The sequence below is a fragment of the Rhizobium sp. AQ_MP genome (genome assembly GCF_014237835.1).
GTDB lineage: Bacteria > Pseudomonadota > Alphaproteobacteria > Rhizobiales > Rhizobiaceae > Allorhizobium.
In genome coordinates, this window is record NZ_JACJVI010000018.1 from 12,788 (window position 1) to 25,142 (window position 12,355).

General features: G+C 60.6%; 11 protein-coding genes and 1 pseudogene. 7 read left to right on the plus strand and 5 right to left on the minus strand.

The features are described from left to right. The first annotated feature begins 33 nt into the window (after positions 1-33). Together H6M51_RS20470 and H6M51_RS20475 are read left to right on the plus strand one after the other, a co-directional pair. Positions 34-969, plus strand: a complete 936-nt coding sequence (locus H6M51_RS20470) for a LysR family transcriptional regulator (RefSeq protein ID WP_185811657.1) — start codon at positions 34-36, stop codon at positions 967-969. A 63-nt stretch (positions 970-1,032) separates the two neighbouring features. Beyond that, positions 1,033-1,431 (plus strand): VOC family protein, encoded by a 399-nt coding sequence (locus H6M51_RS20475; RefSeq protein ID WP_185811658.1) that lies wholly within the window; start codon positions 1,033-1,035, stop codon positions 1,429-1,431. Positions 1,432-1,505: 74 nt separating this feature from the next. Here the strand turns inward: H6M51_RS20475 and H6M51_RS20480 are convergent, their stop codons facing one another. From H6M51_RS20480 to H6M51_RS20495, 4 genes and pseudogenes are all read right to left on the minus strand, one after another. Further along, entirely contained in the window at positions 1,506-2,804 is a 1,299-nt protein-coding gene (locus tag H6M51_RS20480) for an FAD-binding oxidoreductase (RefSeq protein ID WP_185811659.1), read from the minus strand. Between the two features lie 65 nt (positions 2,805-2,869). Then, positions 2,870-3,292 carry a RidA family protein gene (locus tag H6M51_RS20485; RefSeq protein WP_185811660.1) on the minus strand — a complete coding sequence of 141 codons (423 nt, stop codon included), beginning with the start codon at positions 3,290-3,292 and terminating at the stop codon, positions 2,870-2,872. A gap of 81 nt (positions 3,293-3,373) precedes the next feature. After that, positions 3,374-4,528, minus strand: a complete 1,155-nt coding sequence (locus tag H6M51_RS20490; protein WP_210314894.1) for a tyramine oxidase subunit B — start codon at positions 4,526-4,528, stop codon at positions 3,374-3,376. Between the two features lie 115 nt (positions 4,529-4,643). After that, positions 4,644-6,088 (minus strand): annotated as a pseudogene (locus H6M51_RS20495) (APC family permease). A 120-nt stretch (positions 6,089-6,208) separates the two neighbouring features. Here H6M51_RS20495 and H6M51_RS20500 point away from each other — a divergent pair. Both H6M51_RS20500 and H6M51_RS20505 read left to right on the plus strand, forming a co-directional pair. Continuing rightward, positions 6,209-7,273, plus strand: coding sequence for an AraC family transcriptional regulator (locus H6M51_RS20500; protein ID WP_185811661.1), 1,065 nt, complete (start codon positions 6,209-6,211; stop codon positions 7,271-7,273). Between the two features lie 119 nt (positions 7,274-7,392). Next, the gene (locus tag H6M51_RS20505) at positions 7,393-8,439 is read left to right on the plus strand and encodes an FUSC family protein (protein WP_185811662.1); all 1,047 of its coding nucleotides are present in this window, start codon (positions 7,393-7,395) and stop codon (positions 8,437-8,439) included. Between the two features lie 14 nt (positions 8,440-8,453). Here the strand turns inward: H6M51_RS20505 and H6M51_RS20510 are convergent, their stop codons facing one another. Further along, a complete protein-coding gene (locus tag H6M51_RS20510) occupies positions 8,454-9,389 on the minus strand; it encodes a LysR family transcriptional regulator (protein ID WP_185811663.1) in 936 nt (311 codons plus the stop codon). A gap of 151 nt (positions 9,390-9,540) precedes the next feature. Between H6M51_RS20510 and H6M51_RS20515 the strand changes: the two genes are divergently transcribed. Genes H6M51_RS20515 through catA form a run of 3 tightly spaced genes read left to right on the plus strand, consistent with a single transcriptional unit; the run spans position 9,541 to position 12,014 of the window. Further along, the gene (locus tag H6M51_RS20515) at positions 9,541-10,722 is read left to right on the plus strand and encodes a muconate/chloromuconate family cycloisomerase (protein WP_185811664.1); all 1,182 of its coding nucleotides are present in this window, start codon (positions 9,541-9,543) and stop codon (positions 10,720-10,722) included. Positions 10,723-10,732: 10 nt separating this feature from the next. Continuing rightward, positions 10,733-11,023: a muconolactone Delta-isomerase gene (gene catC, locus H6M51_RS20520; protein ID WP_185811665.1), complete on the plus strand. Its 291-nt coding sequence runs from the start codon at positions 10,733-10,735 to the stop codon at positions 11,021-11,023. A 52-nt stretch (positions 11,024-11,075) separates the two neighbouring features. Then, positions 11,076-12,014 (plus strand): catechol 1,2-dioxygenase, encoded by a 939-nt coding sequence (gene catA, locus H6M51_RS20525; RefSeq protein WP_185811666.1) that lies wholly within the window; start codon positions 11,076-11,078, stop codon positions 12,012-12,014. Positions 12,015-12,355 lie beyond the last annotated feature (341 nt).

Below are 12,355 nucleotides of genomic sequence, written 5' to 3' on the forward strand. Positions count from 1 at the left end.
AAAAACGGGAACTTCAAAAATTGGGTAGACAAGATGGATCGCTTCGTCGAACTGGAAGTCTTCACGCGCATCGCCGATGAGGCGAACCTGACGCGAGCTGCGCAGGAAATGGGTCTGTCGGTTTCCGGCGTGAGCCGGCATTTGACGAACCTGGAAAACCGCCTCGGCGTGCGGCTCGTGCAGCGGACAACGCGGGCACTGTCGCTGACCTCCGAAGGACAGCGTTTCGCCCGCAGCGCCCGCGATATTCTCTCCACGCTGCAGGAGGCCGAAGAAAGTGTCAGCCACGTTTCGGCAGAGCCGACCGGCGTGCTCCGTCTTGGCGCGTCGCTCTCCTTTGCGATGCTCCACCTGATCCCGGTGATCAACGCCTTCAAGGCACGCCACCCGCAAGTGCGCATCGACCTGCAGGCCTCCAACCGCTACTGCGACATCATCGAAAACGGGCTTGATCTCGCCATCCGCACGCGACGTGCCGAGGTGGACAGCAGCGTCACGATCCGCAAACTGGCCGAGATGCCTCGCATGATCGTCGCAGCCCCGGACTATCTTGCCCGCAATGGCGTTCCGCAGGTGCCGGAAGACCTCGAACGTCACGCGCTGCTTCTTTACACCCTCTCGGAAAACTGGGATCAGCTCACATTCACACGCGGCAAGGAAGAACGCCGCATCTCGGCCCTCGCCGAAATGGCAAGCAATGATGGCCAGCTTCTGCGCCAGGCGGCCCTGTCGGGCATGGGGCTGCTGGTGCAGCCGGCCTATGTCGTCCACGAGGATGTCGAGGCCGGACGTCTGGTACCGGTCTTGACCAACTGGGCCCTGCCGAGCCTCACAATGAACATCGTCTTTCCATCGCGAACCCATCTCCCGGCTCGTACCCGACTGTTTATCGATGCGCTCGTCAGGCATTTTCGCGAACACGACCTGGAACGAACATGGCAGCAGGTGGCATCCCGCCCTCTGCAGTGAAAACAGGGTTACGCGCCGATCGAACTGCAAAGACGGCCCGCAGTAGAAAGAAAAGGAATTCCCATGTCTGAAATGAAGACTGCGACGGCGGCCTATCTCGACCATGTCGCTTTCACCGTCCGCGACATCACCCCGCATCTCGCCTTCTTCCGCGATGTGCTCGGAATGACCGTGACCAAACGTGACGGCAATCTGGAGAAGCCAAGCCAAGTCTGGTTGCTCGGCGGCCTGCAAATCGTCGAAGACGCAGATTTCAGAGGTCCTGAAGGTCGCTTCGCGCATCTGGGCCTCATCTGTGCAGACGTTCCGGCAGCCATCAAGGGCGCTCTGGCTCATGGCGGCAAGTCTTTGGACAAGGGCGCCCATTGGGTCGAAATGCCCGACGGCTTGCTGCTCGAATTCCTGCCGGACACCCGCAACGCGGTTGAGACAGTGCGGAACCTCGACCCACGTCGCAGCTAAATGACGAGAAAGGCGGGCACGAGCGGCCCGCCATTCGTGAGAGGCTGACAATCGATCGGCAGCCTTGTTGGAGCTCAGGAAAAACGCTCCAGACGGTAGGGCGTCGGATCGAGCAGCGGCGTAGAGGACGCCGTGACGAGGTCTGCGGCAAGCTGGCCGGCAGCAGGTCCCGTACCGAAGCCGTGGCCTGAAAAACCGGTCGCAAGCGTAAGTCCCGGAATACCGGCAACCGGACCGATCACCGGCAGGGAATCCGGCGTGATATCCATCATACCCGCCCAGACCTCCTCAATCACCGCATCGCCAAAGAGCGGCCAGGCACCGGTCAGGTTGCGCATGGCCTCAGCATTGATGTCGGGATTTGCCGGCGGATCCATCACGCGCACGCGCTCGAACGGAGACCGAGATTCCGGACCCCAGCGACGCGGCAGGGAGATATCTTTCATGAAATCGGACCCGAGGCTGATGCGCAGCAACTGCCGCTGGCCGCGCAGCATGTGCAGGTAACGCAAGCCGATCAGCAAGTGGTCGAGCATCAGCGGTGCGCCGAGCGCGCCGCGCTGGGTGATGGTATAGCCACCGTCCAGGCGTTTGCGGAAGGAGAAGTCCGGGCCGCCCACGGCGATCTCCGTCGGCCCCTCCATGGGGGCGGTGCGGATGACCGAGCAGACCAGTGGCAAAGTCGGCAGGGAAACGCCGAGATTGGCCAGGAACTTGCGCGACCAGAGCGCGCCGGCGAGCACGACCTGATCACAACGGATTTCGCCCCGTTCGGTGACAACACCCGTGACGCGGCCTGCAGAACGGACAAGCGTGCGTACGGCGCAGTTCTCGACGATCACTGCCCCTTTCGCGATCGCGGCCCGGGCAATTGCACTTGGGGCGAGCGTCGGCTCGGCACGGCCATCGGACGCGGTGTAGATGCCACCGGCCCAGGTCCCCTTCCCACCAGGAACCCGGTCATCGATCTCCCGGGCGCTCAGCATCTGGGAATCGAGCTGCAGCCCTTCGACCGTCTTCATCCATTGGCGGTGCATCTCCATCTCGGCCTCGGTGCGGGCAAGGTACATGATGCCCGCCTGGCGATATCCGACATCCATTCCGACCCGTTCGGGCATCTGAGCCCAGAGACGGTCTGCTGCCTGTGCCATCGGCACATCCGGCGCCGAGCGGCCCATCTTGCGGATCCAGCCGAGATTGCGCGAGGACTGCTCCCCCGCTACCCGCCCTTTTTCCAAGAGCACAACGGCCACGCCACGCTCGGCAAGAACGAGGGCGGTCGTCAGCCCGACGATCCCGCCGCCAATGACGACAACGGTCGTTTGCGCCGGAAAGTCGGAAGCTGTCTGAACGGGGAGGATGGTGGGTGCCATGGCTGTAAACCTGAAGTTTCGGGGAAATGACGGAGGGCTGAATCACAGACCTCCCGGACGCTGGATCAGAGCGAGATGACGCGTTCTTCGGTCTCGGCTTTTCCGGCACCACGATAGGCCGTCACCTCGATCTCGACCTTGTAGACCGTCGATCCGAGCGGCGGGCAGGTGACGGTGCTGGCGGGATTGATGCCGCGGAACTTCTCCCCGACCACCGTCATCACGGCCATGGTATCCGTCGGATCCTGGATGAACACCCGCGAAGCCACGACATCGGCCAGGCCGGAATCGACGGCCGCCAACGCAGCTTCGATGTTGGAAAAGACCTGGAGCGTTTGCTCGGTGATATCCTCCGGAATTTCCTTGCTGACCGGATTGCGGCCGGCCGTATTGGAGACGAAAATCCAGTTGTCGATCGCGACGATACGCGAATAGCTGCCGTGATCCTCGAACTTGGATCCGGTCTTGATCTTGACGACCTTGGTCATGGTGCACTCGTTGCTCAATTGAAAAGAAAGGCCGGGCGGCAAGGCAATCGCTGACCGCCCGGCAAGTTGGCGCCGGGGATATCAGCGCAAGACGGGAACATCCCAGAGGTTGAGCTTGACGCCGATTCCGCGGCTGATGGCGTTTCGGTAGACGATGGTGCCCCAGGCGACATCCTCGACCGGCATGCCGCCGACGGACATGATGATGATCTCTTCGTCGTTCTGACGACCCGGCGCATCGCCGGCGACGATCTTGCCGATGTCTTCGAGGTCGGCGCGGTCCATGCGGCCCTCGGCGATCATGTCCATGAACTTCACACCGACGATCGGCACATGCACATGGGCCGGCTTCGGCAACTCATGGAACCAGGCGTCGTAAAGGCCGGTATTGTCGAGCACCTTGCGAACATCACGGGCTTCCATCGCTTCGTCGATATTGCAGAGCGCCGGCATCGCGAGGAACGCGCCGGGCTTCACCCATTCGCGCTTGACCATCGGATAGGTGGAGGGATCGCCGACGGCACCCGAATTGCAATAGCTGACGAGGTCACTGTCTCGAACCACGGCCTCGATGGTGTCAACGACAGTGACGGAAGTGATCTGGGGATAGGTTTCGGCGACCCATGAAAGGAAGCTCTTCAGGCTCTTTTCACCGCGACCCTTCAGCTTAAGCGTATCGATGTTGGGGCAAGCGGCCATGAAGGCTGCGAGCGTGGTCTTCGCCATGACGCCCGGTCCGAGAATACCGACAACACGGCTATCCTTGCGGGCCAGATGGCGTGCGCCGACGCCCGGGATGGCACCGGTGCGATAGGCAGAAAGCAGGTTCGCAGACATGAAAGCGAGCGGGGCACCGGTGTCTGCATCATTGAGGCAGAACATCAGGATCGAGCGGGGCAGGCCCTTGTCCCGGTTTTCAATGTTGGAACCGTACCACTTCATGCCCGCCGTACGGAAACGGCCACCGAGATAGGCAGGCATCGCCATGAAACGACGGTCGGCTGTCGGCTTCGGCATGTCCGGAAACGGCGAGTCTTCCGGGAAGGAAATGGCCGCACCATGGCTGTCGCTGTTTGGACCAGCCATCCGGTAGTCACCGTGGTAGAGCAGGCCGAACATTTCTTCCATGGCATCGACGCAGGCCGGCATATCGGTCACGCCGGCTTTGATCATGTCTTCTTCCGACAGATAAATGAAATCGATTTTTGTGCTTTGGATGGCAGTCATGTCGTTCATGGTCAGGGCTTTCGTTTTGCCACGGCACATCGCATCCAGCGTCAAGGACTGGAGCGAGGCCACTTTGGGGAAGGGCGGGACGGCGCGGCGCCGTCCCGCAGTCTTGAGATTGGAGTTACGCCTCGAACACCTTGCCGAGAGCCGCATAGCGAACGGGATCCGCGCCTTTGATCCGTATGGCGAAGATCACACCGCCGAGGCCGACAAGCGCCACGATGATCGGGAAGCTATCGACGACGATGTTCGAAGCCCCCGCCAGGAGTTCAAGATTGGAGATAACCAGGCCAAGCGCTCCGACGAGACCGACGAAGGCGACGGCCGGGGCAATCAGGGTTTGCCAGAGGCCGTGCCCATGGCTGTCCTTGCGGAAGTAAAGGATGACCGCAATACAGACCACGGCCTGCACCGTAAGGATACCGATGACCGTCAGCGCCGACATGTAAGGGAACACAACGGTGAAGGGATCTTGTCCGGCGACCGCGAAAGCGATGATGACGGTTGCTGCGGATACGGATTGCAGAACACCGGCGACATAAGGTGACCCGTGAAGCGCATGGACCTTGCCGAGCGCACGGGCAGCAAGACCTTCGCGACCCAGGGCGAAGAAGTATCGGTTCAGCGTGTTGTGGAAGGAAAGAACACAGGCGAACAGGCTGGTTACGAGCAGCAGGTTCATTGTGGTGGCCGACCAAGCGCCGAGGACGTTGGTGGCTGCGTCGAAGTAGAAGGCACCCAGCAAGTTGTTCGCCGCCGCCTGCACATTGGATGGACCGAAGTGCAAACCAATCGTCCAGGTGGAGAAGGCGTAGAAGACCGCGATCAGCACGATGGAGATGTAGGTTGCCCGGGGAATGGTGATCTCAGGACGGTCCACCTCCTCGGCGAAAATGGCAGTAGCCTCAAAGCCAATGAAGGAGCCGACGACGAAGACCAGGGTAACCCCGAGACCGGCGCTGAACACCGTCGACGGTTCGAATGAAGTGAAATTTATGCCCTCGGGGCCACCGCCGACAATCAGGATGGCGATGTTGAGGACCAGCAGGATGATGATTTCAGCCACCATGCATACGCCGAGGATGGTGCCGGAGAAGGCGATGTTCCGCTGGCCGGCCAGATGCACCAAGGCAAGGAACCCCAGAGCCCAGACATACCATGGCAGGTCGAGTCCGAAGGGCGCCATCATGCTCTGGGTGGAGAAGCCCAGCAGAGCGTAGACAGCAATCTGAACGGAGCTGTAGGTCAAGAGCGCAATGAAGGCACCGCCCACACCAACGGGCTTGCCGATGCCCTGAGTGATGTATGTGTAGAAGGCCCCAGCCCCCCGACATGTCGGCTCATGGTCGTGAAGCCGACCGAAAAGATGAGATAGAGCAGTCCGGCGAGCACGAATGCGCCGGGAACACCGGCGCCGTTGCCGAAAGCAAAGGCGGGCGGTGTCGCGCCGACGACAGCAGTCAGCGGCGCAGCGGCAGCAACAACGAAGAAGACGATGTGGGCAATGCCCACGGAATTCCGGGCCAGGCGTCCTGCGGACGCCGGCGCATTCTTTGCGACAGTCATGTGAACCCCTCACGGTTTCTTTGTTTATTGTTAAGAAAGATGAGAGAGCACTTGCGACTTTGACATTGCGATATGTGACATTAATTTGATAATTTATGCCAAAAAGGAAGGAAATTTGCTATGTTCCAAGGTGATGGGCAGCTGAATGGCCGACAATCTGTCACCTACATTCGGGTCGCGGCGCTCACGCCTTTCATCGAGTATCTCCAGAACGCCGGGGTTTCGCCGATCACATTGCTTGAACGGCACGCCATCCCTTCGAGCCAGCTCGCGGATCCCTATGCTTTGATCCCGCTCCATCACTTCGTTGCATTCCTCGAGGATGGAGCGGCAGCGACGGATGACGACGCATTCGGCGCGAAGCTGGGGGCACACCTGAAACCTGCCGATATAGGCCCGATGGGTATTCTCTTTTCCGTCTCGCCGACCATCAACATCGCCCTCCAGAGGATTGCCCGCCTGGCCAACTCCCTGCAGGGAGCAACCAATTCCGGCGTGGTGGAAGAAGAAGGCACGCTGACCTGGAGCTACGCCTTGACCGATCGCTCCATATGGCCACGCAGACAGGATGCGGAATACTCGATGGCGGCAACCTGCGAGCTGGTGCGTTCCTGCTTCCGTACCAACCTGAATCCGCTCGAGGTGCATTTCGAACACGAGCGCCCGGCAAAGATTGAGCCTTTGAAGCGGATCTTTCGGGCACCGATCCTGTTCTCGCAATCCAGCAACAGACTGGTTTATGACGCGAAAGAGGCGGATCGTGTCTATCGCGGAGAGGACAAGTTCCTCGTGGCCACCCTCGAGCGCCATATCGCCGACCTGATCAGCGAGACCAAACCGGAAGAAGGCCTGTCGGAAAAAGTCAGGTTCCTGATCCAGCTTTATCTGGGCCGCCGCCCCGTCACCACGGCTTTCCTTGCCCAGGAACTCAAGATGAGCCTGCGCACCCTGCAACGCCGCCTCGACGACGAAGGAACGTCGGTGCGCGCCCTGATCCGCGAGCATCGGTCGGAACTTGCAACCAGTCTTCTGGAGCGCCCGGATAGCAGCGCATCCAATGTCGCCCTGGCGCTAGGCTATGCAGACGGCGCCGCATTCTCTCGGGCGTTCAAGGATTGGACAGGTCGGTCACCTCGTACACTGCAAACCCGCCGACAGCGCAGGCGACAGGAGCAAGAAAGCTAGCAGCAACTGGCACAGAACAGCTTCTGGGTTCTGGACAGGTTCGAAAGACGCAGCTAGGAGCGGTCTGCACCGGCCTTGCATGACTGGGCAGCAATTCAAGATGTAAGGGGGCACCCTTCTTGCCGATAGGGCACAAATGGCAGTTGCCGGGCTTCGACTCGGCCGTTCTCTTCCTTGCGCTGCAACTCTTCATCGCCTCAGGACTTGCCCTCGGCTTCGCCAAGCAGCTCGATCTTGCAAACCCGTTTTGGGCCGCCATGCCCGTTTGGGTGGTGCATCAGCCCTTCAGAGAAGATCTTCTGACCCGAGCCGCCTTGCGAATTGTCGGAACGCTTGTCGGCGCGGTGGTCTCCCTGTGCCTCATCGTTCTGCATCCGCCTCAGCTAGTGCTGATTGTTTGTCTCTCTGCCTTTATCGGGGGCTGCGCGGCATTGGCTTTCACGATCGGCACGAGCCGAAGTTACGGCACCTTTATGGCGGCGATTACGATGCTTGTCGTTGTGTTGCCTTTCCTTTCTGGCTTACCGCACCAGGGAGCAGCGACCCCCGTCGCGCTGGCTGTTGACCGTATTCTCTGCACCATTCTCGGTGTGATTTGCGTTGCGGCTGTGACGGTTCTTTTCACGCCGGCGCGCGGCTCAGATCTTGTCCGGCCACCTCATGGTCGTACGAAGTGGGCCGGTGCAAAGCGCTTTCTGCTCTGCGGCGGCGCCACCCTGTTTGCAGCCATATCCACGGCCTCGATCGCAAGCTTCCCGGTGCTCGCGTTCGGGATGACACTGGTTGTCTACGCGCTGATCATGTCCAGCGCGCCCGATCCCCGACCGATCCACCGCAGCCTGTTACCAGGGGTCGCGATCGGCGTTGCCAGCGGGATTGCGTATCACGCGACAAGCAATTTTGTCCTCGTCCATCATCCAGTGCTGCTTGTTGCACTGACTGCCGCCTTCCTTGCGGCCGGCGCTCTTCTTAGGGTCCACCGGAAGACACAGCCGGTCGGTCTGGATGCCAATATGTGCTTTCTGCTGGTTGCCGAAGTCGGCACGTGGCGGCATGGATCCTCGGACGTCATGGCAGGCGGACTGGCAATGCTTGCCGCAGCGTCACTTGCCTGGCTCCTGATAAGGCAAACTATTCTGAGGGACTTCACCCGAGAGAGTGCCTGATCCGCGCCACGTCGCTAGAGATCGACATTGATCGAGATATTGTGTTCGGACTCCAGCCAGGAATGCCTTTCCGCATAAAGCTCACGCAGGAGGCGCTTGACCTGCAGCACCGTTGCAGATTCGTCTCCGGCACGGTGGTTCAACACGACGGGCGACGTCGCACGTTCCACTTCAAGCAATCGGTAGTGCAGGTCAGAGCGCAGCGTGCGTGCCGAAGACGGGACAATGCAGACACCGGACTCCGCAGCCACGAGCCCCAGCGCCGACTGGATATCGCTCACTTCATGGACTTCCTGTGGCTGGACGTCATGGTGCAGCAGCATGCCAAGCACCTGATCAGCATAACTCGGTCGCGGCTCGCGCGGATAGACTATGATTTTCTGGTCGGTCAGAGCCTGCGTACTGAGCGGGGTGCTCGCCCTTGAAAGCGGTGCGCCTTGTGGGATGGCAACAACGAGGCGCTCCTCGCGCAACACCGTGCACCTGATGTGCGGATCATTGTGTCGCAACCGTCCGAGACCGATATCGATCCGCCCCTCTTTCAAGGCAGGGAGCTGGTTGACTGACATCATCTCCAGAAGCTGAATATCTGTGCCTGGCGCCTCGTGCCTCAGTTTTCGCACCAAGGCGGGTAACTCACCGTAGAGTGTGGATGCGACGAAGCCGATCGACAGAACGCTGTTTTGATTGAGACCGACCCGTCGCGTCGCCTCCTTCATCTGCTCGACACGACCGAGGATCTGCAGGGCCTGTTCGTAGAAGACGCGGCCAGCTTCCGTCAGACGAACCGGCCGGCTGGAGCGGATGATAAGTTCGACGCCGAGTTCTTCTTCCAGCAATTGAATCTGGCGGCTCAGGGGCGGCTGTGCGATGTGCAACTGATCGGCGGCACGTGTGAAGTTGCGCTCCTTCGCTACGGCAACGAAGTATCGAAGCTGCCTAAGGTCCATGACCACCCTGCCCCTACTGGTATGATTGCGACAGATTGCGCCAGATCGGCTCTCAAATCCAGCAGCCAAGGCAAGTATCATACCCTGAAGGTATCATGCGACACCCAAATGGTCTTGGACGGGCCGGCCGATCTTTTCCATGATCGTCTTCATGAACGCGACCATTCACCCACCCCTTGAGGCGCTTGCCGCCGCCCCGACAATCGAACGCATCGAAACGATGCTCGTCGATCTGCCGACAATCCGACCGCACAAGCTCTCGGTTGCGACGATGACCGGCCAGACGCTGATGATGGTCCGGATATACGCAAGCGACGGCATCGTCGGCATCGGCGAAGGCACGACCATCGGCGGGCTCGCTTATGGCGGCGAAAGCCCGGAAAGCATGAAACTCTCGATCGATCGCTATTTTGCGCCGGTTCTGCTCGGCCAGGATGCCACGCGTATCCAGTCCCTGATGGCGCGGCTCGGCAACATGGTGAAGGACAACCGCTTCGCAAAGAGTGCGGTGGAAACCGCCCTCCTCGACGCCCAAGGCAAACGCGTAGCATTGCCAGTCAGTGAACTCCTTGGCGGTCGCCGCCGGGATCGATTGCCTGTGGCCTGGACGCTCGCCTCGGGGGACACCGCCCGCGACATCGACGAGGCTGAGCAGATGCTTTCGCTCCGTCGCCATTCGACCTTCAAGCTGAAGATCGGTCTGCGCGCCGTGCGCGAGGACGTTGCCCATGTTGCCGCCATCAAGCGCGCACTCGGCGATCGCGGCGCCGTCCGTGTCGATGTCAACATGGCCTGGACCGAAACCGAAGCCAATCTCGGCATTGCGGCTCTTGCCGACGCTGGCTGCGAACTCGTCGAGCAACCGGTCAAGTCCACGGCAGCACTTGGCCGCCTCGTCCGCCGCTTCCCGATCGCCGTCATGGCAGACGAATCCCTGACCGGACCGGAAAGCGCATTCGAGATTGCGCGCACCAATGGCGCCGATGTCTTTGCCGTGAAGGTGGAGCAGAGCGGCGGACCATTCAACGCGCAGCGCGTCGCAGCCATTGCCGATGCGGCCGGTATCGAACTCTATGGCGGCACCATGCTCGAGGGCGCAATAGGAACCATCGTTTCAGCCCATGTCTTCTCGACCTTTGCGGAGTTGCAGTGGGGAACCGAGCTCTTCGGCCCGCTGCTTCTGACCGAGGAGATCCTGGAAACACAGCTCGACTACAGCAATTTCTCGCTGGCAATACCGACAGGCCCCGGTCTCGGCATCTCGCTCGACGAAGACAAGCTCAAGCGCTTCACCCGCGAGGGATCGCGACACATGACCGCGGCGCAGGACTGAGGACAAGACGATGCTGTTTCACGTCAAGATGACCGTCAACCTGCCGCATGATCTGCCTGCCGAGCAAGCCAGGGATATCCTGGAGCGGGAAAAGGCCTATTCCCAGGCGCTGCAGGCGCAAGGCAAGTGGCGGCATATCTGGCGGATCGCCGGGCATTACGCGAACATCAGCATTTTTGACGTGGCCGATAACGATGAGCTGCACGCGCTGCTCTCCGGCCTGCCCCTTTTCAAATTCATGCACATCGAGGTGATGCCGTTGCTGCGCCATCCCTCGGCTGTTCGCGACGACGACCGCTGACGACAAGGCCGGAGAAATCTGGCTCTAATCACCCATGTGAGGAGGACATGACATGAGCGTAAAAATCTTCAATCGCCCCGATATCCAGGACTTTCTCAAGGTCTTGAGCGGCTTCGAGCAGAAGGATGGCAATCCGCGCGTCAAGCAGATCGTCCACCGGATCGTCTCCGACCTCTTCAAGACGATCGACGATCTGGACGTCACGCCGGACGAATACTGGACGGCAATTGCCTGGATGAACGAGATTGGTGCCACCGGACAGGCCGGCCTGATTTCGCCCGGCCTCGGCCTCGACCATTTCCTCGACGAGCGCCTGGATGCGATCGACGAAGCGCTCGGCATCAAGAACGAGACGCCGCGGACGATCGAGGGGCCGCTCTATGTCGCTGGGGCTCCGGAATGTCAGGGCTTCGCGCGTCTCGATGACGGCACGGATACCGACGGTCATACGCTGATCATGCATGGCACCGTCTATGGCGCCGACGGCAAGCCGAGCGCTGGTGCAAAAGTCGAGGTCTGGCATTGCGACACGCGCGGCTTCTATTCGCACTTCGATCCAACAGGCAAACAGGCACCCTTCAACATGCGCCGCACGATCATCGCGGACGAAAATGGCCGCTACAAGTTCCGAAGCATCGTGCCGCACGGCTATGGCGTGCCTCCGGGCAGCCCGACCGAGAAGCTCCTCTCCGCACTCGGTCGCCACGGTCAGCGCCCGGCCCATATCCACTTCTTCGTCAGCGCCGAAGGCCATCGCAAGCTGACAACGCAGATCAACATCGCCGGCGATCCGCTGATCAACGATGACTTCGCCTATGCGACACGCGACGGCCTGGTACCGGATGTCATCGAGCTAAACGATGAAGCCAGCATCAAGGCGAATGGCCTGAGCGGCCCCTTTGCGGAGATCGTTTTCGACATAAAGCTGACGGCCCTCGTCAACGGCGTCGACAACCAGGTGAACGCTCTGCGCCCACGCGCCGCCGCCTGACGGTGATGGATTGACAGCCGCTCCCTTGGCGCGGCTGTCAATCCGATCGATTACCGCTGGTCTTCACTGGTCGAAAAGCAAACGCCTTACCTGGCCCTGCCACGCCGCCGCCCGTAGTGGAGCGGCGCCCTCATACGGGGAGAAGTTTTCGATCATCGCACCCGCCGCCAGTCGCTTGTGGCCGGAGCGATTATCGAGGTTGACGACATTGCCAGATGGAAGGATGTACGCTCGGCTCTTGAGCACTGCACCGCAATCAACAGCTCAGCCCTCCGAGCACCATTCCGGAGGGCTGAGACAAACGACAAGAGTTAGAACTGAGGGCTGGGCTCCAGCACCCG

What these genes read in the sequence shown, in the direction of transcription:
- H6M51_RS20480 (WP_185811659.1), bottom strand. Translation starts at nt 2,804, where the DNA reads ATGGCACCCACCATCCTCCCCGTTCAGACAGCTTCCGACTTTCCGGCG.
- H6M51_RS20485 (WP_185811660.1), bottom strand. Translation starts at nt 3,292, where the DNA reads ATGACCAAGGTCGTCAAGATCAAGACCGGATCCAAGTTCGAGGATCAC.
- H6M51_RS20470 (WP_185811657.1), top strand. Translation starts at nt 34, where the DNA reads ATGGATCGCTTCGTCGAACTGGAAGTCTTCACGCGCATCGCCGATGAG.
- catC (WP_185811665.1), top strand. Translation starts at nt 10,733, where the DNA reads ATGCTGTTTCACGTCAAGATGACCGTCAACCTGCCGCATGATCTGCCT.
- H6M51_RS20515 (WP_185811664.1), top strand. Translation starts at nt 9,541, where the DNA reads ATGAACGCGACCATTCACCCACCCCTTGAGGCGCTTGCCGCCGCCCCG.
- H6M51_RS20475 (WP_185811658.1), top strand. Translation starts at nt 1,033, where the DNA reads ATGTCTGAAATGAAGACTGCGACGGCGGCCTATCTCGACCATGTCGCT.
- H6M51_RS20500 (WP_185811661.1), top strand. Translation starts at nt 6,209, where the DNA reads ATGTTCCAAGGTGATGGGCAGCTGAATGGCCGACAATCTGTCACCTAC.
- catA (WP_185811666.1), top strand. Translation starts at nt 11,076, where the DNA reads ATGAGCGTAAAAATCTTCAATCGCCCCGATATCCAGGACTTTCTCAAG.
- H6M51_RS20490 (WP_210314894.1), bottom strand. Translation starts at nt 4,528, where the DNA reads ATGAACGACATGACTGCCATCCAAAGCACAAAAATCGATTTCATTTAT.
- H6M51_RS20510 (WP_185811663.1), bottom strand. Translation starts at nt 9,389, where the DNA reads ATGGACCTTAGGCAGCTTCGATACTTCGTTGCCGTAGCGAAGGAGCGC.